Below are 24,791 nucleotides of genomic sequence, written 5' to 3'. Positions count from 1 at the left end.
TGTGAAAAAATGCCTCATGCTCTTCATGCTGCTGTGCCTCGCCGCCGCTGCCGTCGCTCCCTATGCGGCCCGCGCAGCGGAGCCAAGCTCGAATCCGGGCGCTACGTCGTACGTGACGCCGATCTCCGATACGGACACGACGCTGGACGGCAGCGTTTCCTACAAGCAGCAGTTTTTCCAGGTGCCCGCCTATTGGAAGGTCGGACAGGTCAAGGTCGCCCTGGACTATAAAGCCTCGCCGCTGGCGCAGGACAAGCTCTCCAGCGTCACGGTCAGCGTCAACGGGACCGCGGTCACGTCGTTCCGCCCGGTCGCGAGCGAGAGCGCCAGGCAGCGGATGGTCGTGGAGGTCCCCGTCTCGGCATTGATCGAAGGAACCAATACGCTCGCGATCCAGGGTCATATCGTGTCCGGGGACGAGCAGGTACAGATCTGCACGCCCGAGTACTACGCGGACAAGTGGTTTCAGATCTACAAGAGCTCCAGCATCATCGTCGGCTATACGCCGAAGCCGCTCGCGAGCGCCATCGCCGACTTCGCCGCGCGGTTCGCGGGATTGGACACGGCGGCCGAGCAGGACCGCGCGATCGCCGTCCCCCGAGATGCCGATCCTCGGGAGCTCGAAGCGGCCGTCTATGCGCTGTCGGGATTCGCCAAATCCAGCGGTACCGGGGGGAAGGGCATTCCCCTGCTGGCCTACGGGCTGGATGACGGCGACATCGCGGGCAAGAAGCTGGTCGTTGCCGTCGCCCTGCGCGACCGGCTCCCCGCCGCCCTCCGAAGTCTCGTGCCGGATGCCGGGCTCGGCGACAAAGCCGTCATCCGTCTGGTCGACGCGAACGGACAGCCGACGCTCGTCGTCACCTCCGACAATGCCGGGCTGCTCATCAAGGCAGGCAGGCTGATCGGCAACGCCGCCTTGCTCGAGCAGCTCTCCGGCCCCGTCAAGGAAGTGACGGAGCGCACGGAAGTGGCCTCGCCCGTCCCGGATGTGACCAAGATCGTGAAGCTGACCGACGTCGGCGATCAAATCACCGGCGCCTACCATCGGACCAAGGATTACTTCGTCACGCTGCCGGCCAACCGGTCGGTCGCCGAGGCCAGCAAGCTTAGCCTGCGGTTCCGTTACGCCAAGAACCTGGACTTCGACCGGTCCCTGATCACCGTCCTCGTAGGCGGCAAGCCGATCGGCAGCAAGAAGCTGACCGAAGCGCTCGCGGACGGGGACAGCATCAACCTGACCATTCCGAAAAACCTGAATCTGTCGGGCAACTTCACCGTTACCGCAGCGTTCGACCTCGAGTTGAAAAACGCCTCCTGCATGCTGCCGCAGGATCAGATGCCGTGGGCGTTTATCGACGCCGATACGGTTCTGCAGCTAAATACGAAGGACCGCACCGAGCTGCTGTTCAACAACTATCCGTACCCGTTCCTCCGGGACGGCATCTACAACCAGGTCGGCGTCGTGCTGCCCGAGGCGCGCGATGCCGATACGTACCGGACGATCGGCAACTTGTTCAATCTGCTCGGTCAATACGCGGCGGGCAACGCGGGCGAAGTCCGCTTCTTCGGACCGGACGCCTCCGCGGACGCGCTCAAGGACCGCAATGTCATCGCGATCGGCTCCTATGCGGACAATCCGGTCATCCGCAAGGCGAACGACAGCCTGTACTTCAAGTACGATGCCGAGGGCACCGGATTCGTATCGAACGAAAAGATGAGCATCGACGAGGATTACGGCAAACGGATCGGCTCGCTCCAGCTGATCGCGTCTCCCTACGAGCCGGGCCACGGACTGCTGGCGGTCACCGGCGCCGATTCCCGTTACGCCTATCTGGCATCCAAGCTCATCGCGGATGAGTCGACGATGTGGAAGGTGTACGGCGACGGCGCCGTGACGGATATGGACGGCAATATCCACGCCTATCGCTTCAAGCTGGAAGCTGCGCCGGACCAGCCGTCCGCCGTCGAGGACATCCTGGAACGCGAGGACGTGCTCGCCTTCACGGCGGCGGCCGTATCGGTCCTGCTGCTCGTCCTGCTGTCCCTGATTCTGTTGATCCGCAAGCACCGCCGGAAAAGGAGAGATGAAAAATGAGACGCAGCCAGAGCAGCCTCATATCGGACGGCGCCTATTTGCTTCTGTTTATCTTCTCCTTCGTAGCCATCGTCTACATGGCGGGAGATCCGGACCGCTATATGTACAACATCATTTTCCTGAACGCCGCCTTCTTGATCGCGATCATCACCTACTTCACGAACGTTACGGCGGGTTTGATCCTGAACATCCTGTTCATCTTCGGATACGGCACCTTTACGCTGTACAGGACGGTCGTCGAGGGCGCCGCGGTCAGCGCGCAGAATTATGTCTGGCTGGTGCTGACCCCGCTGCTGACGCTCATCACCTGGATGATCACGATGGCCAACAAGCGGCTGCAGGAGGACAACGAGCGGCTGCGGCAGCTCAACCAGTCGCTCGCGACCGTGGACGAGCATACCGACCTGAAGAACAATCTGTCGTTCCAGAAGGACGCGACGGTGTTCATGGCCCTCTCCCAACGCTATAAGATGCCGCTCACTCTGCTGATCGTCAGCGTAAAATATTGGGACGAGATCAAGCGGATGATCAGCCGGGATCAGATGACCCAGACGATCTATACCGTAAGCCAGCTCAGCCAGACCAGCATCCGGACCAACGATTCGCTGTACATGCTGAACGCCGACAATCCGACCTGGGGCATGCTGCTGTTCACGGACCGCGAAGGCGCGAACGTCGTGGTCGACCGGCTCCGCCAGCGCGCCCGGGAGTTGAACGAGACGGAGGGCGGCTCCCGGTTCAAGGTGGAGCTGATCCTGAAGATCGGCGCCGTCGAATACAGTCCGGAGGAGACGCCTACGCCGCTCGAGTTCATCGTCCAGGCGCGCAAGCAGCTCGAGTACGACGTCTAGGCTTCCTGCGAGGAAGGCAGGCGGACGGTCTCGGGGCCCAGATTGCGCGCGAGGAAGGCGAGCACCTCTCCCTTGTACGCCTCGGGATCCGTCGTATACGCGGTCCCGTGCTGCGCGCCGGGTACGATCAGCAGCGGCTTGTCCACAGGCGCCGCGGCTTCGTGCAGCTCGTGGACCATCGCCGTCGGCACGAAGCTGTCGCTCCCCCCGTGGATGAACAGGATCGGCTTCTCCGCCTTGGATACCTGCCGCAGAACGGAGCCTTCGCCGAAGAAGTAGCCCGCTCTGATGCGGCAGACGAGACTCGTCAGGGGCACCAGCGGCCACGGCGGCAGCTTGTACATCCGCTTCAGCTGATAGGTCAGAATGTCCTTCACCGAGCTGTACGCGCAATCGGACACGATGCATTTCACTTGGGGAGGCAGCGGCTCCCCGCTCGTCATGAGCACGGTCGCGCCGCCCATCGAGATGCCGTGCAGCACGATCTGCGCGTCGGGACCGACCCGGCGCACGAGCTCGTCGATCCAGCGCGCGTAGTCCTTGCGTTCGTGCCAGCCGAAGCCGATATAACGCCCTTCGCTGTGGCCGTGGCCGCGGGCGTCGGGCATGAGGACGTGGTATCCCGCCGCATGGTACTCGCGGGCGAAGGCGGCCATGTCCTCTCCCTGACCGGAGTAACCGTGCGCCAGGACGACGGCGCGGTGCGTCGGCACGTCCGCCTGCAGATAATGCCCGCGCAGCTTAAGCCCGTCGAAGGACGCGATCTGGACCAGCTCGAACGGCTGGCTGCCATACCAGGCAGCCGCCGAATGCCAGCTGGACGTTTCGTTCTCGGGCAGGCTGGGGTCTGCGCCGAGGAAGGCTTTGCTGTTGCGCGCGATGGCCACCCTGTATAGATACAGGCAGACGGACACCAGCGCCAGCGCCAGCAGGATCAGGACGGCGGCGACGACGGACCATAGGACGACGGCATTCATCGGGCACAGGCCTCATTTCCGGTTAGGATTAGTCTGGATGGATTAGAAAAAGCCTCGCGCTCCGGGGAGACGAGGCAACGTGGAATCGTTGGCGGCCCGCGCGGTCGCAGGCCGATCCGGCCGCAACGGCCGCATCATGCGGATCATAGCTATAAATTGCGCCGCGGCGGGCGGAATCATGCATGGTATATTGATCGTTCACGATCGATTAGGAATGATTAGGAATCGATCAGGACTTGATCAGGACTCGATCCAGCGCGTCTTGTCCGCGCCGGAGACCCGGTTCGCGGCCGGCGGCGTCATGTCGGGATAACCGATATATATGAATCCCACGATCTCTTCCGCGTGCGCCAAGTCGAATGCCTTGACCATCTCCGTGTGGCCCAGGCCGTCGCCCGTGCGCCATACGGCGGCCAATCCCGCGCCATGCGCGGCCAGCAGCAGATTCTGCACGGCGGCGTGCGCTGCCGCACGCTCTTCCCACAGCACCGCGCGCGGGTGATCCGCGGCCGGCGAGCTGATCGCCGCGATGACCACCGGCGCGCGCAGCGCCTTGGCCTCCTCGCGGGAGAGCCTGTCCGCGCGGTCCTGCTCGGCCATATCGCCCAGCGTCGGCTCCGTCATCGCGGCGTATGCGCGGCCCAGCGCGCGCCGGCCCTCGCCGGTCATGACGACGAACCGCCACGGCTCCGTCTTGTGATGGCTCGGCGCCCAGACCGCCGCTTCGATCAGTTGCTCGATCAGCTCGCGCGCGACCGGCTCGTCCTTTACTTTGCCGATGCTTCGGCGCCCTTTAATCGCTTCCAGCAGTTCCATATCGGTTCAAGCGCTCCTTTGCATGCGTGCGTTTTTTGTCCAACTACGATCATAACCCGCGTAGCCCTTGGCTTTCAAATCCGATCGGGAATCGGAGCCGTCTCGCAGCCGCTTCAATTACAAATAACGGAAAAGAGTTCCGCTATCGCCCCCGCACTATATCCGGCGCAATAGCGGAAAAAAGTTCTCTTATTGCCGCAGCACGGCCGCTTCGGCCTATCATAACGGAAAAATGTTCCTCTATCGCCTCCGGTCGGCCTCTTCCGTCTCGCCTAACGGAAAAAAGTTCCGCTATTGGTCTTCCAGGCGCCTCGAACGCCATCTCCTTATCTACCGATCTCCCTCAGCGGGAGCCTGTAATCGAGTGGCCGGCGGCAGTCTAATAAGTGTACCGAGCAGCGCCCGTCCTTTTATTGTAAAATGAGTGAAGACCCGTGGAGTACGTAACGATCGGAGCGGAGTCGGGAGGCTGGAAATATGACCATACCGAATCAACCGTCCGCGCTGTCCAAGGAAGAGCTGGAGGGCCTGCTCGGCGCGGGCCCCAAGCATACGGACGGCGCTCATCATCCTACTAGAGCCAATCAGGGAGCGCACGCTCCGAATCCGCGGCAAACGACCGACTCGGAAGTGAAGGCCGCTGCCGGCGAAGAAGATACCGCCGAAGCCAGCCAGGCGACGGCGACCGGACAAGCCTCCGCGGCAGCCGGCCAGCAGGCCGACGACCTGCAGATGGTGCTCGGGCATTGGGAGCGCACGGTCGGGAGCTTGCAGCAGGAGCTGATCGAGCTGCGAAGCCGCGTCGCGCGCCTGGAGCAGCAGCTCGACGAAGCGCCCGCTCATCAGGCGGCTTCGCGCGCCGCGACTGCGGGCAAGCCCGCTCCAGCGGCCGCTCCCGCCCAGCCGGACGAGGAGCCGCCCGTACTGTCGCGCGTGCGCACCTACCGCTCCAAGCGCGGTTGGTTCTAGAACGGTCGCGCCGCGGCACCCTTTACGTCGCCGTCAGCGCGCTCCTCGCCGCCAGGATATACTTGGCCTGGTCCAGCGGATTCACGCCGGACCGCCGGCGCTCGGCCTGCACGCCCTCCGGCGCCTCCTGGTACCCGGCGAACGCGGCCGACAGCACGCCCCGTCCCTTGGTCATCGAGCCCAGTCTCGCCGGGAAGTCCAGCGAGTCGGCCACGGGCAAGAGCCCTTGGATCTCCATCCGCTCCCCCGCGGGCTCAGGCGCGACGAATACAGCCCGCATCAGCATGAGCTCATTCATCAGCTTGCCTGCGAACGCCTCCGGCACCGACAGCCTGAACCGGAGCACCGGCTCGAGCAGCCGCGTCCCGACGCGCGCCAGCCCGTCCATGATGCCCATCGGCGTCGCGATGACGAAGTCGAGCGGGTGCGTATGCCATACATGATGTTCTCCCTCGACCAGCGTGACCTTGATATCCGTGACCTCCCAGCCCAGCAAGCCCTGACGCAGCGCCTCCGGCACGCGCCGGGCCACCTCGTTCTGATAGCTGTCGAGCAGACGCTCGCCGCGCACTTTCGATTCATAGACGACCCCGCTCCCCCGGGGAAGCGGCTCCAGCAGGAAACGCAGGATCGCCCAGCAAGGCTTGGGCGCCAAGTACGCCACGTATCCCTCGCCCGCGGCCGCAGGCGTTTCCTTATAAATAACCGACGGCGGCCCAAAATCGACCGTCAGGCCAAAGCGGCTCTGCAGCACGCTGGCCAGCACCTCCGTCTGAATCGGCCCCATCACCTTCAGATGCAGCTCGCGCTCGTCCTGCATCCATTGGAGCGCGAGCGCCGGATCCTCGTCCGCCAGCTCCTGACAGGCGGCGACCACGGCCGGATACTGGGCCTCGTCGCGCCAGAACGCCTGCACCGTCAGCAGCGGCACGGCCAGCTGCGGCCCGCCAGGCACGCCGGACGGAGAGCCAACGATATCCCCGATCCGGGCGCGGCTCCACCCGCACACCGCCGCGATATCTCCGGCCTCGAGCAGGCCGACGTCCTCCCAGCGCTTGCCGTCCGCCTTGCGAATCTGCGTAATCTTGTCGCCGGTTCCCTCCGCCCCGCCAGGGATGACGTCGCGGTTCGCGATCTTCCCGCCGTAGAGCCGCACATAAGCGATGCGCCCCATGACGGGATCGCGCTCGAGCTTGAACACGATCCCGGAGACTTCACCCGCGGGATCGCCGGCAGGGGCCGGCAGCAGATCGACGATGGCGTCCATCAGCTCGCGCACGCCGATGCCCCGGGCGGAAGCCCCGAACAGCACCGGGAACAGCTCTCCCCCAAGCGCGCCGCGAACGATCTCCGCCTTCACCTCGTCCGCAGGGAGACTTCCCTCCTCCAGATAACGCAGCAGCAGCGTTTCGTCCCGGTCCGCCGCGGCCTCGGACGCCATCTGCCCGAAGGCCGAGGCCCATTCGGAGGCTTCCCTGTCCGGCGTGTCCGCGCTCAGCAGATCGACCGTGCCCTCGTACCCGTCCTCCGCCCCGACCGGCGCCTGCACGGGGACCGCCGCCGGCGAGAGCAGCCGCTTGATCTGGCCGAGGACGCCTAACGGGTCCGCGCCGACGCGGTCCATCTTGTTGACGTACAGGACCGTCGGAATATTCAATTCTCGCAGCGCCTGCCACACCACCTCGGTCTGCGCCTGGACGCCCTCCGCGGCCGACACGATCAGGATCGCGCCGTCCATCGCCCGCAGCGAGCGCTCCACCTCCGCCAGGAAATCGACGTGCCCCGGGGTATCGACCAGATTCACGCTCGCGCCGCGCCATTCGAACCGCGTCACGGCCGCGCGTACCGAGATGCCCCGCGCCCGCTCGATGTCCAGCGAATCGGTCTGCGCGGTCCCCTCGTCCACGCTGCCCGCCGTCCGTATGCGGCCGCTCGCGTACAGCATCTGTTCGGTCGTCGTGGTCTTGCCCGCGTCGACATGCGCGAATATGCCGACATTGCGGCGGCCGGGAACCTGCGTCTGTATAGCTGTTGCTGTCATGTCGTGCATCTCCTCCGCCTGTCTCTTCTCCCTCCATTGTAACGCATGCGCCAAGCGCGCGGCCTAACAAGGATGGAATCCGCCATGGAAGGGCAATATTAGTACACATTTCCCGCGAAGGAGCCTGCGCGCATGAAGTCCGTGTTGTCCATCTATCTTCGCGACCTGCGCCGCGTCATCGCGAATCCCGCCGCAGCCGTCATCGTCGCGGGACTCGTCTTTCTCCCCTCTCTCTACGCCTGGTTCAACATCGAAGCATCGTGGGACCCCTATGCCCAGACGGGCGGGATCGCCATCGCGGTTGCCAACGACGACAAAGGGACGACGATCCGCGGCAAGCCGGTCAATATCGGCAAAGAGATCTCGGCGAGCCTGGCCGCGAGCCGCAGCGTCGGATGGACCTTCGTTAACCGCGACGAGGCGATGCGGGGCGTGAAGCACGGCGATTACTACGCGGCGATCGTCATCCCGGACAACTTCTCGGCGAGCCTGGCCACGATCTTGGAGGCCGATCCCTCGCCGGCGACGCTGGATTATTACGTGAACGAGAAAATCAACGCGATCGCGCCCAAGATCACCTCCAAAGGCGCCAGCGGCGTCGTACAGGAGGTGAGCCGGAGCTTCGTGGAGACCGCGAGCGGGATCGTATTCGGCATCTTTAACGAGGTGGGGAGCGAGCTCGCGGCCAGCCTGCCATCCATCGAAAGGGTAAAGTCGCTTATCTTCCGGCTGGAGACGGCCTTCCCCGAGATCGAGGCGGCGGTGGATACGGCGCAGCGCGACGTCGGCACGGCGAGCGGCATCGTAGCCAAGGCGCAGCAGCGGCTGCCGGACGTGGCGGCGCTCGCGAAGGACGGTCAGGCGCTGGCGGAGAAAACGGGCGGCCTGCTGGAGCGGGGCCGCGCGTCGCTGGCCGGGATGGGGCCGCAGATCAAGCAGGACCTGCTGAATCTGCGGCAGGTCGCCGGAGCGGCTCGCTCGGCGACCGCGCTGCTGCAGGCGGCCGACCCCGATAGGGGCGCCGTCCGCGCCGCGGCCGCAGGAGCGGCGTCCCGCTTAAGGGCAGGCGCCGAGGTCGCCGGGCGGCTGGCCGATCTGTTCGCGCGCCTCGACGCGGTCGCGGGGACGACGAGGCTCGCGCCGCAGGCGGAACGCGCCGATAAGGCGCAGTCCAACCTGCGGGAGCAGGCGAAGCTGCTCGACGGCATCGCGGAGGCGGCATCGCGGGGCGAGCAGCCGGCAGAGGACGCGGTCGCGAGGCTGAATCAGCTAGCGGGCGACGCAGAGCGCGCGCTGGGCGACCTGCTCGCCCGCTACGACGGCGAGATCGCGCCCGGCATCGACGCTGCGCTCGCCAAGGCGGCCAACGCGGCAGAGACGGCGCAAAGCGCGCTCGCCGCCGCCTCTGCGGACCTGCCCGACGTGAAGCGCATCTTGACGGACGCGGCGGCGGGGCTAGGCACCGGAGGCCGCGAGCTGGCCAAGGCGAAGGCCGAGCTGCCGGCGGCGAAGCGCAAGATCGGGGAGATCGCGGGCCAGATTCGGGCGTTCGAGCGGGAGAACAACCTGGCGGAGATCATCCGGCTCCTGCGCCATGACGCGCAAAAAGAGAGCGCCTTTTTCGCCGCGCCCGTCGTATTGAAGGAAAATAAGCTGTACCCGATCCCGAATTACGGGTCGGCGATGTCTCCTTTTTTCACCACCCTGTCGCTCTGGGTCGGCGCCGTTCTGCTCGTGTCGGTCCTGTCCGTGGAAGTGGACGAGCCGGGCCTGTCGTACCGCAGCTGGCAGGTTTACTTCGGGAGGTACTTGACGCTCGGGACGCTCGCCGTGCTGCAATCGCTGTGCGTCACGCTCGGCGACATCCATCTGCTCGGCGCCTACGTCGCGCGGCCGGGATGGTTCGTGCTGTTCGGCATGCTGCTGTCGGCGGTGTTCATGCTGATCGTCTACACGCTCGTCTCCGTATTCGGCAACGTCGGGAAGGCGATGGCGATCGTCATGCTCGTGCTGCAGCTCGGCGGGGCGGGCGGGACGTTTCCCGTGCAGATGGCGCCGGCCTTTTTCCAGAAAATCCATCCGTATCTGCCGTTCACCTATGCGATCTCCATGATGCGCGAAGCCGTGGGCGGGATTCTGTGGGACATCGTGCGGATCTCGTCCATGTACATGATCGTGTACGCCGGGGCGGCGCTCGCGCTCGGGCTCGCCCTGAAGCGGCCGATCAACCGCCTGACCGCCGGGTCCGTGCGCAAGGCCAAGGAGAGCAGGCTCATCCACTGAGCCTGTTCAGCTTCGCCGTCTGCCGGTGAACAGCAGCAGCAAGAAGGACAGGCCGATCACGGCGGCGGTCCAGGCCCAAGCCATCTTGGCGTGTCCGGTATCCACGGCCACGTAGATCGCGGTAGGCAACGTTTGCGTGCGGCCGGGGATGTTGCCCGCGATCATCAGGGTCGCGCCGAACTCCCCGACTCCCCGCGCGAACGCCAGCACGAACGCGGTCAGAAAAGAATGGGCCGCGAGCGGCAGCGTCACGTACGCGAACACCTGCAGCTCGCCGGCCCCTGCCGCGCGCGCCGCTTCCTCGACCTCGCGGTCGACGGAGGCGAATCCCGCCTTCATCGTCTGGTAGACGAGCGGAAAAGCGACGACGGCCGCCGCGATCACCGCGGCCCACCAGGAGAAGATCACCGGCGCGCCGGCGATCCATTCGATGACCCGGCCGGCGTAGCTGCGCCGGCCGAGCGCGACCAGCAGGAGGAAGCCGACGACCGTCGGCGGCAGCACGAGCGGCAGGAGGAACGCCGTCTCGGCCAGCAGCCTGCCTCGGAACGCCCGCCGGGATACGACCCGCGCCGCCCAGGTGCCGAGCGCCAACGCCAGGACGCTCGCCAGCAGGGCGACTTGCAGCGATAGGCGGATCGGCGGCCAGAACGCTTGCCAGTCCATGCGATCCGCCCCCTATTCGGCCGCGGCGGCCGTAAAGCCGTACTTGGCGAACACGGCCATCGCCTCGGGGGAGCGCAGATAACCGTAGAAGTCCCGAGCTGCTTCGGCGTGCTCGGTTGCCTTGACGATGGCCGCGGGATAGATGATCGGCTCGTACAGCGCCGGGTCCACCGCGAACGCCACGGTGGACTTATCGGACGTCAGCGCGTCCGATTGGTACACGAAGCCCGCGTCGGCATTGGCGGTCTCGACGTACTGCAGCACCTGGCGGACGTCCTTGCCCTGCACCAGCTTGGCCTGAAGACCGTCCCACAGGCCGGAGGCCGTCAGCGCCTCCTTGGCATAGCCGCCCGCCGGCACGCTCTCGGGAATGCCGATGCCGATCTTCTTGATCTTCGCGTTCGACAGATCCGCGAGATCCGCCACCTCCGCCGGATGCTGCCTATCGTCCGTCTCATCCGGCTTGGGCACGACCACGACCAGCTCGTTTCTGAGCAGGTCGCTTTGCTCCAGGAGCAGGCCTTTATCCGCGAGGGCCTTCATATTCTTGGCGGCGGCGGACAGGAACAAGTCGACGGGCGCGCCCTGCTCGATCTGCTGCTGCAGCGCGCCGGACGCGCCGAAGTTGAAGCTGAGCTTCGCCCCGGGATGCGCGCGCTCATACGCATGGCCGAGCTCGCCCAGCGCGTCGGTCAGGCTGGCCGCAGCGGAGATCGTGAGCTCTGAGGCGGCATGATTGTTCGCGCCTCCGCATGCCGACAGCAAGAGCGAGACGGCCAGACTGCCGAACAATACGGCATTCCATCTGACGATTCTGATCGTATGGATCATAGCAAGACGCCACTCCCGTGCATTCTATTTATATCTATTTATAATTAAATATCATTATATGGAACGATCGGCTGGCTGTAAATTCATTCTCGAGACTCGCTGCGGCGCCCTTATGCTACAATAGTAGTCAATTATGGACCTTCGCATGAGGAGCTTGCCCGGATATGACCGACAGTATCTCGTACACGACCGAGGAGATCGCCCGTCTGCTCAAGATATCCAAGCTGACCGTCTACGATCTCATCAAAAAGGGCGAGCTGCCGTCCTACCGCGTGGGCAAGCAGATGCGCGTCGACGCGGCCGACCTGGAGGCCTACAAGCTGCGGATGCGCTCGCCCGCCGCGCCTTCCGCAGCCGGCTCCCTGGTCATCACGGGCCAGGACATCAGCCTGGAACTGCTCGCCAAGCACCTGGAGGGAGCGCCCGGCGCCGGCGGGTTGCGGCCGCTGCGGGCGTACGCGGGGAGCCTGGACAGCCTCGTCGCGATGTACCGGGGCGAGGCGGACATCGTCAGCACCCATCTCTACGACGGCGATTCCGGCCGATACAACCTCCCCTACATCCGGCGGATTCTGATCGGCGCGCCCTATATGGTCATCCATCTGCTCGGACGGATGGCCGGCCTGTACGTTCGGGAGGGCAATCCGCTCGGGCTCTCGGGCTGGTGCGATCTCGGGCGTCCGGGACTACGGCTCGCGAACCGCGAGCGAGGCGCCGGCGCGCGCGTGTTGCTCGAGGAGCAGCTGCGGGTACGGGGCATCCGCGCGGGCGCGATCGCCGGATATGACGAGACGCTGACCAGCCATATGGCCGTAGCCGCGCGGATCGCGGCCGGGGATGCGGACTTCGGCGTCGGCATCGAGAAGGCGGCCGCGCTGGTCGGACGCATTGAGTTTATCCCGCTTATTCAGGAGAGCTACGACCTCGTCGTGCTCAAGACGCCGGCCAACCTCTCCTGGATCGAGGCGCTGCTCGGCACGCTGCGCTCCGAACCTTTCAAGCGGGAGCTTGCCGCCCTCTCCGGCTACGATCTGTCGCGCACGGGCGAGATTATTCACGACGCGTGAGCTTGAATGCGGTGCAAAAAAGGAGCAGCGATCCATGGAGCGCACGAGGAACGTGGCGGTATTGATCTACGAGGGCGTCGATACGCTCGATATGGCCGGCCCGTATGACGTATTTGCGGTCTCGAGCCGCTGGGGACGAGACTTGAACGTCTACACGGTCGCCGAATATGCCAATGCAGTCACGACGGTAAGCGGCGTATCGGTGCGGCCCCGCCACGCGGCAGCCGACTGTCCCGCGCCGGATATCCTCGTCGTGCCCGGCGGCCTGGGCGCCCGGAAGGAGATCCATAACGAAGCGCTCGTCCGCTGGATACGCGATACGGCCGAGACGGCCGAGCTCGTCCTGTCCGTCTGCACGGGCGCGCTGTTGCTGGCCAAGGCAGGCCTGCTAGAAGGGCTGCGGATCACGACGAACCGGCGGGCCATGGACCTGCTCGAGGAGATTGCGCCTGCGAGCGCGGAGATCGCGAGGGACGTCCGCTACGTCGACAACGGAAAATTCGTCCTGTCCGGCGGCGTCACGACGGGAATGGACGCGGCGCTGCACATCGTATCGCGCTTATTCGGAGAGGAGAGAGCGCGGGAGTCCGCTTCCATGCTGGAATACGCGTGGCAGCCGGAAGGATCGCAAGGGGAGAATGCCGGGGGCGAGCATGCGGCTCGTCACGCCGGGGCGACAACTTGGCAGGACAACCTTATAATAAGACGCGCTACCATTGAGGATGTCCCTGAGCTGCAAAAGCTTTACGCCGAAGCCGCGGAGTGGATCCGAGATCGCAAGGGGTTCCGGCAGTGGAGCCCGGATGCGTTCACGCCAGCTTGGATCGAGGCGTTCATGCGCGAGCAGGAAGTCTATGCGGCCGATCTGGACGGCCAATTGGCCGGGGGCTTCTCCATCAACTGGCATCCCGAGGCGTTCTGGGAACAACGGCATCGGGAGGACGCCGCTTACGTGCACAAGCTCGCCGTTTCCAGGGAGTTCGGCGGACGCGGCATAGGCAGCCTGCTGCTTCGCGAGGCGGAGCGGATCCTTGCCCGGAGAGACAAGTCTTGGTTGAGGCTCGATTGCATGGCCGATAATCCACCGTTGAACGCCTACTATATGCGTCTTGGCATGCGCTATTGCGGCCGTTATGACGGGCAAGGCTGGAGCGCCAGCCTCTACGAGCGGCAAATTCGATTGGAGCGCTGATCTTTTTACATTTCCCTCCGTGAATCTCCTCCTTCTGCGCCATCCCCGAACACCCGGCTCTGCGCCGATCGTTTATATAGCTGCCCGTTTTCCGAATTCCATTAAAAAAAGAACCCGCGTCGCCGCGGGTCCAGGTTCTTGCTATGTCAAAGGGGGGGTTGAGACCATCATATCCCCTTCGGCTTAACTTCTCATGAGCGCAAGCTGAAGCTCCGCTTAAAAAACGCGCGCCGAAAACAAAGGTCAGCTCTTCTTGCGGACCTTCAGGCCCTCGTACAGGCTCAACGTCATGTCGGACGCCTGAATTTGCAGCTCGTCGAGCCTGCGCCCCATCTCCCCGTACACGCGGTACACCTCGTCGTGCTTGCCGCTTCCCGCGTACCCTTTCATGAGGATGCGGTATGCCTCCTCGTTGTAAGGCGAGTGCTGCAGCAGCCTGCGTCCCGCGGCGATCATGCGCCCGAAGTCGCCCTCGCCCTCGTACAGCTGGGCCAGTCTCAGCAGCTGCGCTTCGATCGCCGTCTCGGTATGGCGGATCTCGTCGTCCGCCCATTGATAATCCTCGCTGCGGAACAGGCGGCCGCTATACAGGTTCACGGTTCGCTCCAGCCGCTCCGCGTTGACGCTGCCGGGCGGCAGGAGTCCCGCCGCGGCCTCGACGAATTCACGGTAGTCCGAACGTTCCAGCGGCGCGCTGAGCGAGTACTTCTCGTCCTCGTAGACGACGGCGTCCTCCAAGCCGAGATGGCGCAGGTCCCGGCGCAGGTAGCTCACGCATGTGTGCAGGTATACCTTGGCCTTCTGGTAGTGCTCGTCGGGCCACAGCTCGTCCAGCAGCACGTCGCGGTGGATCCGGCTGCCGTAGTGGACGGCCAGATACGCGAACAGCTCCTTCTCCTTGGAGGTCCGCCACTTGAGCCGCCCCCTTCCCTCTACGGACACCTGCACCTCGCCGAGCAGCTGGACCTGCGGCTCCGCGGACGTCTCGCTCGCGGCCGCCGTCCGGACGACCGCCGCCTCCCGGTCCTCGGTCCGCCGGTGCGCGACCGCGCGCTTGACGCGCCCGACGGTACGGTTGAGCCGATCGACCTCCAGCGGCTTCAGCAGGTAATCCAGCGCGTCGTTCTCGAACGCGGACACGGCATACCGGTCGTACGCCGTCACGAATACGATCTGCGTAGCGGATACCGAAGAGCCCAGTCGCTCGGCCACCTCCAGCCCGTTCATGCCCGGCATCTCGATATCCAGGAACGCCACGTCCGGCTTCAGCAGCCCGACCTGCTCGAGCGCGTCGATGCCGTTGCCGCAGCGCCCGATGACCTTCACTTCGCCGGTCTGGTGAAGCAGCAGCTCCAATAGACTGAGCGCATGCTCTTCATCGTCGGCCAGCAGTGCGGTAATCATCGTCATTTCCTCCTTTCTTTATTTTGGTTTTCTATAAAATCGCGCTATAATCGCTCACTATGATTGCTCTCTATCGTCATGAATCGGCATCCGGATCGTAATCCGCGTCCCTACGCCCGGCGTACTCTCGATCAGCGGCGAGCTGCCGTTGAGATGAGCGAGGCGCTTGGCGATGTTGGCGAAGCCGACGCCGTCCGACGCGCCGTCCGCGTTATCCATCAGATCGCGCACCTGCCGCTCGGCCATGCCGACGCCGTTGTCTTCTACGACGATCTCGACCTCGGCGCCTCGCCGCTGCACGGACAGCAGCACCCGGCCTCCGCTGAGCTTCTTGGCGACGCCGTGACGAATCGCGTTCTCTACGAGCGGTTGGATCGTCAGCGGCATCACCTTGAACGACATCAGCCGCTCGTCCACGTCCATGTCGACGGCGAGCCGGTTGCCGAATCTCTCCTTCTCGATATCCACGTAAGCCCGGACGAGCTCGATCTCCCGATACAGCAGGACGCTTTCTTCTTTGTGATCCTCGTGGAAAATAATGCGCAAGTATTTGCTCAGCACGGCCAGCAGCTCGCCGGCGCGCGGACCGTCGGTGTAGCAGAGCGACATGATCGTCCCGAGCGCGTTGTACAGGAAGTGCGGCTTGATCTGCGACTGCAAGAAGGCCATCTCGCTCGCCGTCGCTTCCTTCGCGAGCCGCTTCATCGCCAGCTGAGTCCGGATCCGCACCCGGACCTCCGAGGCGTCGAGCGGCTTGGATATGAAGTCGTTGCCGCCGGCGGCCAATCCGGCCTCCACGTCCGCCGGCGTCGTGCGCGCCGTCACGAACAGCAGCGGAAGCTCGATCGGCGTGAACTTCTTGCGGATGTTCCGGCTGATCTCGTAGCTGCCGCCCCCGTGCAGCAGCACGTCCAGCAGGACGATATCCGGCCGGCTGCCGTCCTCCAGCCGCTCCATCGCTTCTTCGCCGGAACGGGCGGTCAGCACGCGGTAGCCCTCGCTGATCAGCAGGTTCACCATGAGCTCCAGGTGAAGCGGTTCTTCTTCCACGACGAGCACCGAGTAGACGCCGCTCCCCGGCCCGCCGGCCCCTGGTCCCGGCTGCGTGCGCTCCTCGATCTCCCGCAGGATGAAGCCGTTCCTGTCGACATTGGGAGCCTTGGACATCGGCAGGGCGATCTCGAAAACGACGCTGCCGCGCTCCTGCTCGCCGGGCAGCACGCGCATCTCGCCCCCCATGAGACGCGTGAGCTCGACCGCGGCCGTCAGATTGGCGCCGTACAGGCCGGGCTGGCGCGACTTGGAGTCCGCCATGATGCCGGCTCCCCAGACGATCGCCTCGACCCGGAGCACCGACATGTCGTCCCGCCGGTGTCCCGTCACGTGAATGGCCGTCAGATCGTCGAACTTCATGCTGTAATCGAGCAGATTGGCCAGCACTTGCATGAGCCGGTTCTCGTCGGCCGTCGCGTAGCGGCTCTCCGGATCGAGACGGTGCTCGAGCCGCACCGACTTCTCTCTGGCGAGAAATCCGTTGACCTCGAAGGCGATCGCCACGCAGGCGACGAGATCCACCGGCTGCAGCGCGACCTCCAGGTGGCCGTCCTTGATCCGGGTGAGGTCGATGATGTCGTTGACCAGATTGGACATCCGGTACGCGGTATTGCGGATGATCTGGAGTTTCTCCCGGCTGCCGACGCGCCTGTCCCGCTGCAGCTGTGCGGAGCTGTCGAGCAGCGATTGGGACAGGTTCATGATCCCTTGCAGCGGCGTATTGAGCTCGTAGGACGTACGCAGCAGGAACTCGTCCTTGAGCTGGTTGGCAGCCTGCAGCTCCGCCGTGAGCTTGACCATCGATTGATACGTCGAGAAATAATTCTGGGCGAGCATCGCCACGATAAAAATGACGAAGGCAAGGCCGAGCGCGTCGGAGAGAATCGAAGGCAGGAACGTGCCGTCGCCCTGGTTCAAGAAGGCGGAGCTGATCAACATCAGCAGCAGCGACACCAGCGCCAGCAGGTACATTTGGATATCCCGCTTGGAATTGCCCTGCGCTTCCGGCCTGAGATAACGCGCCAGCATGAACACGACCAGCGCCGCCAGCAGCAGCATGAACACGAGCATCACCGGCTCGAGCGCCGGGACGTACATACGGTAAGGAACCCCGACGACAATCAGGCAGAATAAGACGATCGCGCCGGCCGGGTAGAGCAGCACGCGCCTGGCAAGCCCCGTGGCGTAGGTGAACGCGGTGAAGACGTACAGAAACGGAATGGCGAGCAATATCGACAGGTCTTTGATTTTCCACATGACCTCGAAGGGCATGCCGGACAGCAGCTGAAACAGCATACGCTGTCCGTTCATCACGATCAGCACGGCAAAGCAGAGGAAGAACAAGCCGAACGACAGGAACGGAAGATGACGCTGGAAAAAGAAATAAAGCGCGAGCGAGAAGATGCCGAACAAGAGCATGATGATCGCGCCCGACCATTCGAACATCGTCTGGCCCGCGCGGGACAGCTGGATGTCGTCGGAGAGACCGAAGCGCAGCGGCAGCGCGATGCCCCCGGTCGGATAATCGTAATTCGCCACCTGGATCAGCAGCTCGACCCGGTCGCCCGGGTCTACGAACGAGACGGTATACGGGAAGTTGCCCGGCTCGTAACCGGCCGCCCGGGACGTGCCGGGCGAACCCGAGGATGCCAGCTCCCGGCCGTTGACGAACAAGCGGTCCGAGAACCGGATGACCTGCTTGTGGATCGCCAGCGTCATCTCCGTCGGCTGAATCCGGATCGACAAGCGGTAGGTCGCATACCCGTATCCCTTCATGTCCTCCCCGTTCCAGACCGACGGGACGCGGATATAGCGCTTGCCCGCCGGCTGCTTGCCGCCCGCGAAGTCCGCAGGCGTCAGCAGCCGGCCGGGGTAGAACTCCCACTCGCCGTTCAATCTGACCGTACCGTCGGATCGGAGATCCCAGGCGGATAGATCGAGCGTACCGCGCTCCGCCTGCGGCCCCGCCCGACCCGTTTGTTTCATCCAGAACATCGCCGCGCCCAGGAGGAGGATGCCTACCGCCAGGCCGATGAGAAACCGGTCGAGCCCGCCCTTTTTATTCTTGATGTCTAGCTCTGCCACGTATCTCACCGCGCCTGCCCGGAATTTAATCACTTGTTTAACACTATGATCATTGTCGAATTATAATCTATTGTAATTCCGATCGACTATTATAGGTAGCCCCCCTTGTAGAGACCTCTGCCGCCCCCGGGGCCCTCCGGGAACGCGCATACGCCGTCCTACCTCTACTATTGTGCACCATGGCGCTTAACACCCGCTTAACCGTTCCGGCTGCACACAAAAAGGACGAAGCCGCGTAACGCCGCTTCGTCCTTCGATGTCGATGCAAGACCTCTTACAGGCCCTCGCCGTTCCAATACGTAATCTCTTCGAGCGGCAGGCGCGCCGTCGGCCTGCTCGGCCCTGCGGCACGGCCGATCGCGATGAGCATGACCGGCACGAGATGGTCCGGGATGCCGAACTCTTCGACCAGCCGCGCGGCGTCGAATCCGCCCATCGGGACCGTATCGAAGCCGCGCGACTTGGCCGACAGCATGATTTGCATGCTGACGAGACCTCCGTCGACGAGCGCGATCTGCGTCTGTTTTTCCTGACTCAGGCCGCCGTAGATCTTCACGGTACGCTCTGCATATTGATCGGCAAAGTCGCGCGGCATCAGGCCTTTTTCAACCGCTATATCATTGATTCGTCCGATGCGCTTGAAGCCCTCGCGATCCGCCAGCACCGCGACGACCGCGGAGGCATCCACGACCTGCTGCTGGTTGTTCGCGATCGGCAGCAGCTTTTTGCGAAGCTCCTTGTCGTGGAACACGAAGAAGCGCCAGGATTGCGTGTTGCTGCTCGACGGCGCCAGCGAAGCTTCCGCCAGAATCTCCTTCAGCTCGGCTTCGGAGATCGTCCAGTTCGGATCGTACTGCCGCACGGAATGGCGTTCCCGGACGACGCTGGCATAGTCGGTGATGCGCGCGATGGTTTCGCTCATGGAATTTCCCTCCAAATATATATGATCTATGTCTATTGTCAGCACAGTTAACGTCGCGAGTCGGTCAGTTCGGTGTCGGGACGGCCTATAACTGTGCTCGTTCAGTCACAGTATACGTTCGCCAGGCCCGAACTGTCAACATGCGAATTACAGTTCGCCTTTTCAGCGATTGGCCGGGCCGGCCCCCACATCGTCCACCATCACTTTGCCGGGACCGCCGTCCATCACGAAAACGATCCGCTTGATCGCGCCGGGATCGAACGACGGATTCGCCCGGCTCCAGGCGTCCAAGGGCAGACGGTAGGTTTGGAAGACCGGCTCGTATGCTTCCTTGTACTTGCCGTCGTCGACGAGAGGCTCCAGACGTCCGAGTCGGGTGACAGAGGCGCGGAATAGAGGCTTCGGCGATGCGAAATCGGAAAGCGGCAGCTCGGCATAGACGCCGCGTGCGTCCGAGAGACCGATGCGGATGCCCCCTGCGGCCGAGTCCCCGTCCCATCCGGGCAGATCCCGCGACAGATCGGCCAGCGCAAAAGAGAGCACCGTTGGATTTTCGGCGGAAGCGCCCGTCGCCGCGGCACGATCCCAAGTCATCGCATACTTGCCTTCGGACGCCCACTGCAAGACAAGCCCCTGCGTACCCTTGCCGTGCCGCTGGCGGTCCTGCGCCTCCTCGACGCCGGCGGACACGGCCTGCGCATCACCGGTCAAGCCTGCCCCGGGATTCGCTGCGCCGGCGCCCTCTTCGTCGAACCGGGTCCATGCACGGAAGGCGTCGCCCTCGTAGCGGCTGACGTATTGCGTATTCGGGAGATAAGGGCTAGCGGCACGATAATCCTCGAACAGCGGACGATAGGCGGCGTCGCCGCGGAGCGTTGCCTCCATGAACGCGGTCAGGTAGCCTTTGGCGATCCGCCGCTGCGCTTCCCCGGCGAGCGGCGGCTTGCGGAGGAACAACCCGGCCGGCAGCGAGCTGTCGCGCTGACCCCAGCTCGCGTTAAATTGCCCGTGGTTGGCGCCCTCTATGTAGAGGGACGCCTTGAACGCCGCATCGGCTTGCCCGCTCCCGCTCGCGGCGAACGTCGTCCTCGCATACTGCCGGTCTCCGAAAAAGTCGTTGATATCCGCGTCGGACGCGCCTTGAAGCGTCAGATACGAGATGCCGCGCAGCCTGGCTTGCTTGCCGTCCACGACCGTGTCGGTCGGCGCGATCGCGGCGACCGATACGATCCGGTAATCGGACTGCGCCGGCAGGGTGCCGTCTTCCGCGAACCACTCGTCCCGGTCCGCCGCCATGGCCACCGCCTGCCCGCCCCTGGAGTGGCCGACGAGCGAGATGTTGCGCAGGTCCGCCTTGCCGTAGAGCGGGGAGTCCGGATCGTCCGCGAACTCCCGCAGCTGGCCGATATGCCGGAGCAGGATCCACGCTCTCAGCAACATGTCCCGATCCGGAATGCCGGACCAGACCGAATAGTTGAGGAAGTTCTCGTCCACCGATACCGTAAGGAAGCCGCGGCTCGCCAGCTGCTCGCCGAGGTAAGCGTAGCCCGCGTCCGAATAATCCTCCATCGCATGATTGCCGTGAACGATGAGCACCAGGGGAAAAGGACCGTCGCCGCGGGGCATCCATACGCGCCCGTTTAACGGGAGCGCCTTCGCGCCGAAGCCCCAATACCATTTACGCAGAAGAGGCAAGTCTTTTAAGTAGGCGGAGGCGTCGGCTGGCTGCGATAGGAGCCGCGCGTCCTTGCCGAACTCGGGGCGCCGGTCCGCGCCGCTGCCGTACGTGAAGGCGTCAAAGGCATAGCGGCCGGGCTCGGCCGGGTCGCCGGCGGTGAACGGACGGTACGATGCCGCGCGGGCGTCATGCGGAGCGAGGCCGCCGTCTGCGTCAGCGTCGACGGCGGCAGGGCCGGCATCGTCGTCGGAGGCATGGCGCGGCCAGTCCGGTACCGGGATCGAGGGGCCGGCCGCCCAGATGCCGGCGATGCCGCACAGCGCCAGCGCGAGCAACGACGCGGTGCGTAGGCGGCGGCTCGTCCGGCGGGAGCATGCGGCGGCGATCAGCCCGCCTGCCGCGCCGGCGGCGAGCGTATAGGCGCATGCCAACAGCAGCGACACGGAGACGCCCATATCGCTGAAAAAAAGCAAAAAAAAGACGAGCGCGCCCGTGTACAAAAGGCCGCCCACCGTGCCGAGGGGGCCGGCAATCCGCGGAATGAACGTCAACGCCCACGCCGCCAGAAGCGCGCAGATCCCGAACGCCGCCGTATGCGCGGACAAGGCCATGACGAGGTCGACCGGCGTGCCGAAGCCCGTGGGCGCGCCGAGCATGCCCGTCGCCGCGGCGGATCCGCCCGCTGCCCACAGGCCCGCAAGCGCGCCGAGCCACGGCCCGGTGTCTCCCGCGAGGGCGCGGTTCAGCCGGGCGCCGCGCGGCTGCAGACCGGGCAGATCGGGCAGGTTGGGCAGACCTTGCGCGGGAGCCAACCCCGCCTTTTCGTCGCTCATGCCTCCGCCCCCTCTCTGAGTCTATCAATGAATCTATTATAACGCCCGCCGACGCAGCGAACCTATGACCAAGATCAGGAACGGCGAGATGACGCGCAGCTAACGCCGCTTATAGGCCTGCGCCTATCCACCAGCGGCTGGCCCCGCCCGCCCTCGCCAGCCTGTCAGCCGCCGTGGCCGATCAGTCCCAGCCATCTCCAATACGGCACGCAGGCGACGGTCAGCAGGATCACGGCGAGGCCGTAGCCCAGCGCAGTCAGCTGACCTTGGCGGTGGGTGAACGAGCGGCCTTCCGCGCTGTAGTAGCCGGTCAGATAGGTCGGAGATTGATAGGCGAAGAAGAACGGGTCGGTCGACAGCAAAATGACGAAAACGAGCACCCACGGGTGAATGCCTGCCTGAGTCGCCAGCCCGGCGGTCGATACGACGAGCAAGATGACCGCGGCATCGTCCCGAACGACGAGCGTCACGAGGAACGACAGCAGCGCGACCGCGACGAGGAACAGGGTCGGCGAGCCGGAGAACGCCGCCATGCGCTCCCCGAGCACGTTCGACATCGCGTCGACTACGCCGACCCGCTCGGCCACCTCCGCGAAGCTGAACGCGACGCCGATGAACAGCAGGAACGGCCAATCGATGCCCAGCTTCAGCGCCTGCCCGTCGAGCACGCCGAACACGACCAGCGCCGCGAACCCGAGCAGCATGACCCATGCGTAGTCGAGTCCGTGAAGCGGCTGCAGGATCAGCAGCGCGATCGAGCCGAGCGCGGCTCCGGCCGTCACCCGCTCGCTCCGGGTCCAGCTGCCGATGAGCTTGAGTTGGTCGTCCAGCACCTCGGCGCGGACGGGACGCCCCGTCTCCCGCCCGCGGAAGGCCCAGGCCATATAGGCCGTCATCGCCCCGCCGAAGACGAGGAAAGCGGGCAGCGCGTAGATCAGCCATTGGAACCAGCTCACGCCCTCCGTTCCTCCGGCCATGCCGAGCGCCATGACGTTCGTATACGAGCCGGTCAGCACGAACGGCGCGGTGAAGCCATAGAAGACCATCGCCGTCAGCGACAGCCCGGCCATCCCGCGCGAGCGGTCCGCGTAGCCCATCGCCTCCGAGAGCGTGCGGGCGATCGGCACGCCGAGCCCGACTTTCGCCGAGGAGGAGGGAATGAGCGGATTCAGCAGCGCCCCGCTCGCGACGATGCCCCAGAACTGCCCGCGGTAGCTGGCGGGGAACAGCTTCAGCGCCAGCAGGGAAAAGCGGTACAGCAAGCCCGACTTGGTGATGGCCGCGCCGAGCGCGAGAATGAACAGCATGTAGAGCCAGCTGGGCGAAGCGAAGCCGGACAGCGCGACTGAAGGCTCGGCGACGCCGCCGGCGACCCATAGCATGGCCATGAACAAGGCGACGAGGTAGTCCGGAACGACGCGCACGATCCACATGACGACCGCGGCGATGCCGATGCCGACGAAGTCCATGCCCTGCCTGGACAGACCGGCGACCGGAGCTGCGAAGTGGAAATAAAGCAAGCCGGCCAGCGCCAGCAGGAGGCCGGCATACAGCGGGAGTCGGCCCCGGCCCAGCAGCGCGCCCGCCTGCTCGACGAGCCGCCTGTTCTGCTCGTCGCGCAGCTTTTGCCTGGCCATCCGCAGGCCGCGCTCCGCGCCCTCGGACTCGGTGCCGGGCAGCGACTCGGCCAGCCGCACGTACTCGAGCGCCTTGTGCGGACGGTCCGCCCGCCTGCACCACTCCGCGCCCCAGGCATACAGGGCCGCGGTGTCCGCCGGCGCGAACCGGCCGGACGCGGTCTCGAGCGCAGCCTCGAAGCGGACGTACCCTTCTTCGCGGCCGAGCGCCAGGCAATCGTCCAGGTACGCGGCGAACAGCCGCGGACGGCCGAAGAGCAGCTCGTCCGGACAGCGGGCCAGCAGGTCCGCGAGCGGCAGATTCCGGACGGACGGCCGCGCTTCGTGCGAACGTGGTCTGACCATGCGAGGGTCGCGCGCTTGTCGGGCATCGCGAGCTCCGGCAGCCTCGGCCGACGCGGCGACTTCCCCATGCGCCTCAATCTCGGGCGCCCAGGGGCTTGACGGCGGCGCGTCCGCGACTGCCGCGGCCGCAGCGGCGGGCGCCTCCGCTTCGAGCAGCGCGACCAGCTCCGCCCACGCGCCGCCGTCGGCCAGCACCGCGCCCGCGGCCGCGACATCTCCGGCCGCCGCATAATAATCCGCGGCCTCGCGCGTCCACCGCGCGCGGACGGCGTGCCCGCGCCGCTCGACGTACAGCTCCGACAATACGGCGCGCGCCGACGGCAGGATCGATACGCGCGCGGCGCGGTGGGGATCCTGCCGGATCAACGCCGGAATGTCCGCATGCGAAGCGAGCGCGGCATCCCACGAGACGAGCCCGGTCGCGCGCTCGAGCAGCGGCTTGTCCGCGAACGGCAGCGCCGCCGCCGCGAGCATCGCGTCCGCGACCTCGGCGGGCCACCGGTCCGCCTGCTGCCGGATGCGCGCCGTCTCCGCTTCGCGCGTCTCCGCGAGCCGCGCGTTGGTCTGCGTCAGCCGGCCCGACAGCAGCCGGATAAAATAGGCCGACAGCGCGGCATGCTCCTCGATCAGCTGACGGAACGTCTCCTCGCCGATCTCGAAGAGCTCGGCGTCGACGGCCGCTATCGCCGTCGCGCTGCGGGGCTCGCCGGTCAGCAGAGCCATCTCGCCGAGCATATCCCCTTCGCGCAGGACCGTGAGCGCCCGGCGCGCGCCCTCCTCCGTCTCCACGTAGAGCGCCACCTGGCCGCGCAGCACGATATACATGCCATCGCCGGGATCGCCCGCGCGGAACAACACTTCGTCCGCCGTCAGCGTCCGCCTCTCCAGCCGCCCGAGCACCTTGGCCAGCTCCACGTTGGACAACCCTTTAAACAGCGCGATATCCGCAATATTCACATGCATACCTCGACTTAGAAGTAAAATAATTTCACACCGACACTTGCGGAAAAACTTCCGCTACTCGCCCTGCACCAGGCGCTTTC

At 65.1% G+C, this 24,791-nt stretch carries 16 protein-coding genes; 6 read left to right on the top strand and 10 right to left on the bottom strand.

The window, feature by feature from the left end; genetic code table 11:
- Position 1 precedes the first annotated feature (1 nt).
- Complete coding sequence (locus tag PQG80_RS16930) at positions 2-2,098, top strand: cellulose biosynthesis cyclic di-GMP-binding regulatory protein BcsB (RefSeq protein WP_271752604.1); 2,097 nt, start codon at positions 2-4, stop codon at positions 2,096-2,098.
- On the top strand, positions 2,095-2,949 hold the full coding sequence (locus PQG80_RS16925; RefSeq protein WP_271752602.1) for a diguanylate cyclase domain-containing protein: 855 nt from the start codon (positions 2,095-2,097) through the stop codon (positions 2,947-2,949). The genes PQG80_RS16930 and PQG80_RS16925 overlap by 4 nt, the downstream gene beginning before the upstream one ends.
- On the opposite strand, the gene PQG80_RS16920 is transcribed toward PQG80_RS16925, so the two are convergent.
- Complete coding sequence (locus tag PQG80_RS16920) at positions 2,946-3,926, bottom strand: alpha/beta hydrolase (protein ID WP_271752601.1); 981 nt, start codon at positions 3,924-3,926, stop codon at positions 2,946-2,948. The genes PQG80_RS16925 and PQG80_RS16920 overlap by 4 nt on opposite strands.
- Positions 3,927-4,166: 240 nt before the next feature.
- Positions 4,167-4,742 carry a nitroreductase family protein gene (locus tag PQG80_RS16915; RefSeq protein WP_271752600.1) on the bottom strand — a complete coding sequence of 192 codons (576 nt, stop codon included), beginning with the start codon at positions 4,740-4,742 and terminating at the stop codon, positions 4,167-4,169.
- 477 nt (positions 4,743-5,219) lie between these two features.
- Here PQG80_RS16915 and PQG80_RS16910 point away from each other — a divergent pair, with 477 nt between their 5' ends.
- Positions 5,220-5,711 carry a hypothetical protein gene (locus PQG80_RS16910; protein ID WP_271752599.1) on the top strand — a complete coding sequence of 164 codons (492 nt, stop codon included), beginning with the start codon at positions 5,220-5,222 and terminating at the stop codon, positions 5,709-5,711.
- Positions 5,712-5,733: 22 nt separating this feature from the next.
- Here the strand turns inward: PQG80_RS16910 and PQG80_RS16905 are convergent, their stop codons facing one another.
- Positions 5,734-7,752 (bottom strand): elongation factor G, encoded by a 2,019-nt coding sequence (locus tag PQG80_RS16905; protein WP_271752598.1) that lies wholly within the window; start codon positions 7,750-7,752, stop codon positions 5,734-5,736.
- Positions 7,753-7,884: 132 nt separating this feature from the next.
- Here PQG80_RS16905 and PQG80_RS16900 point away from each other — a divergent pair, with 132 nt between their 5' ends.
- Positions 7,885-10,035 carry a YhgE/Pip domain-containing protein gene (locus tag PQG80_RS16900; RefSeq protein ID WP_271752597.1) on the top strand — a complete coding sequence of 717 codons (2,151 nt, stop codon included), beginning with the start codon at positions 7,885-7,887 and terminating at the stop codon, positions 10,033-10,035.
- Between the two features lie 6 nt (positions 10,036-10,041).
- Here the strand turns inward: PQG80_RS16900 and modB are convergent, their stop codons facing one another.
- Together modB and modA are read right to left on the bottom strand one after the other, a co-directional pair.
- Positions 10,042-10,701, bottom strand: a complete 660-nt coding sequence (gene modB, locus PQG80_RS16895; RefSeq protein ID WP_271752596.1) for a molybdate ABC transporter permease subunit — start codon at positions 10,699-10,701, stop codon at positions 10,042-10,044.
- Positions 10,702-10,713: 12 nt separating this feature from the next.
- A complete protein-coding gene (gene modA, locus PQG80_RS16890) occupies positions 10,714-11,532 on the bottom strand; it encodes a molybdate ABC transporter substrate-binding protein (protein ID WP_271752595.1) in 819 nt (272 codons plus the stop codon).
- 164 nt (positions 11,533-11,696) lie between these two features.
- Between modA and PQG80_RS16885 the strand changes: the two genes are divergently transcribed.
- Both PQG80_RS16885 and PQG80_RS16880 read left to right on the top strand, forming a co-directional pair.
- Positions 11,697-12,599 (top strand): substrate-binding domain-containing protein, encoded by a 903-nt coding sequence (locus PQG80_RS16885; RefSeq protein ID WP_271752594.1) that lies wholly within the window; start codon positions 11,697-11,699, stop codon positions 12,597-12,599.
- Between the two features lie 34 nt (positions 12,600-12,633).
- The gene (locus tag PQG80_RS16880) at positions 12,634-13,791 is read left to right on the top strand and encodes a GNAT family N-acetyltransferase (RefSeq protein ID WP_271752593.1); all 1,158 of its coding nucleotides are present in this window, start codon (positions 12,634-12,636) and stop codon (positions 13,789-13,791) included.
- A 243-nt stretch (positions 13,792-14,034) separates the two neighbouring features.
- On the opposite strand, the gene PQG80_RS16875 is transcribed toward PQG80_RS16880, so the two are convergent.
- From PQG80_RS16875 to PQG80_RS16855, 5 genes are all read right to left on the bottom strand, one after another.
- The gene (locus tag PQG80_RS16875; protein ID WP_271752592.1) at positions 14,035-15,195 is read right to left on the bottom strand and encodes a response regulator; all 1,161 of its coding nucleotides are present in this window, start codon (positions 15,193-15,195) and stop codon (positions 14,035-14,037) included.
- A 57-nt stretch (positions 15,196-15,252) separates the two neighbouring features.
- A complete protein-coding gene (locus tag PQG80_RS16870) occupies positions 15,253-18,333 on the bottom strand; it encodes a histidine kinase (protein WP_271752591.1) in 3,081 nt (1,026 codons plus the stop codon).
- 274 nt (positions 18,334-18,607) lie between these two features.
- The gene (locus PQG80_RS16865; RefSeq protein WP_271752590.1) at positions 18,608-19,255 is read right to left on the bottom strand and encodes a nitroreductase family protein; all 648 of its coding nucleotides are present in this window, start codon (positions 19,253-19,255) and stop codon (positions 18,608-18,610) included.
- A gap of 162 nt (positions 19,256-19,417) precedes the next feature.
- Entirely contained in the window at positions 19,418-21,766 is a 2,349-nt protein-coding gene (locus PQG80_RS16860) for an alpha/beta hydrolase family protein (RefSeq protein WP_271752589.1), read from the bottom strand.
- 164 nt (positions 21,767-21,930) lie between these two features.
- The gene (locus tag PQG80_RS16855) at positions 21,931-24,705 is read right to left on the bottom strand and encodes an SLC13 family permease (protein ID WP_271752588.1); all 2,775 of its coding nucleotides are present in this window, start codon (positions 24,703-24,705) and stop codon (positions 21,931-21,933) included.
- Positions 24,706-24,791: the final 86 nt, after the last annotated feature.

The sequence above is a fragment of the Cohnella rhizoplanae genome (genome assembly GCF_948329515.1).
GTDB classification, from domain to species: Bacteria; Bacillota; Bacilli; order Paenibacillales; family Paenibacillaceae; genus Cohnella; species Cohnella rhizoplanae.
The sequence above is the reverse complement of the archived record's forward strand: the minus strand, read 5'-3'. Positions and strand labels throughout refer to the sequence as shown.

Bases quoted from the DNA above. Each gene is read 5' to 3' on its own strand.
- PQG80_RS16860 (WP_271752589.1), bottom strand. From the start codon at position 21,766: ATGAGCGACGAAAAGGCGGGGTTGGCTCCCGCGCAAGGTCTGCCCAAC.
- PQG80_RS16900 (WP_271752597.1), top strand. From the start codon at position 7,885: ATGAAGTCCGTGTTGTCCATCTATCTTCGCGACCTGCGCCGCGTCATC.
- PQG80_RS16880 (WP_271752593.1), top strand. From the start codon at position 12,634: ATGGAGCGCACGAGGAACGTGGCGGTATTGATCTACGAGGGCGTCGAT.
- PQG80_RS16915 (WP_271752600.1), bottom strand. From the start codon at position 4,742: ATGGAACTGCTGGAAGCGATTAAAGGGCGCCGAAGCATCGGCAAAGTA.
- PQG80_RS16875 (WP_271752592.1), bottom strand. From the start codon at position 15,195: ATGATTACCGCACTGCTGGCCGACGATGAAGAGCATGCGCTCAGTCTA.
- PQG80_RS16925 (WP_271752602.1), top strand. From the start codon at position 2,095: ATGAGACGCAGCCAGAGCAGCCTCATATCGGACGGCGCCTATTTGCTT.
- PQG80_RS16865 (WP_271752590.1), bottom strand. From the start codon at position 19,255: ATGAGCGAAACCATCGCGCGCATCACCGACTATGCCAGCGTCGTCCGG.
- PQG80_RS16910 (WP_271752599.1), top strand. From the start codon at position 5,220: ATGACCATACCGAATCAACCGTCCGCGCTGTCCAAGGAAGAGCTGGAG.
- PQG80_RS16885 (WP_271752594.1), top strand. From the start codon at position 11,697: ATGACCGACAGTATCTCGTACACGACCGAGGAGATCGCCCGTCTGCTC.
- modA (WP_271752595.1), bottom strand. From the start codon at position 11,532: ATGATCCATACGATCAGAATCGTCAGATGGAATGCCGTATTGTTCGGC.
- PQG80_RS16905 (WP_271752598.1), bottom strand. From the start codon at position 7,752: ATGACAGCAACAGCTATACAGACGCAGGTTCCCGGCCGCCGCAATGTC.
- PQG80_RS16920 (WP_271752601.1), bottom strand. From the start codon at position 3,926: ATGAATGCCGTCGTCCTATGGTCCGTCGTCGCCGCCGTCCTGATCCTG.
- modB (WP_271752596.1), bottom strand. From the start codon at position 10,701: ATGGACTGGCAAGCGTTCTGGCCGCCGATCCGCCTATCGCTGCAAGTC.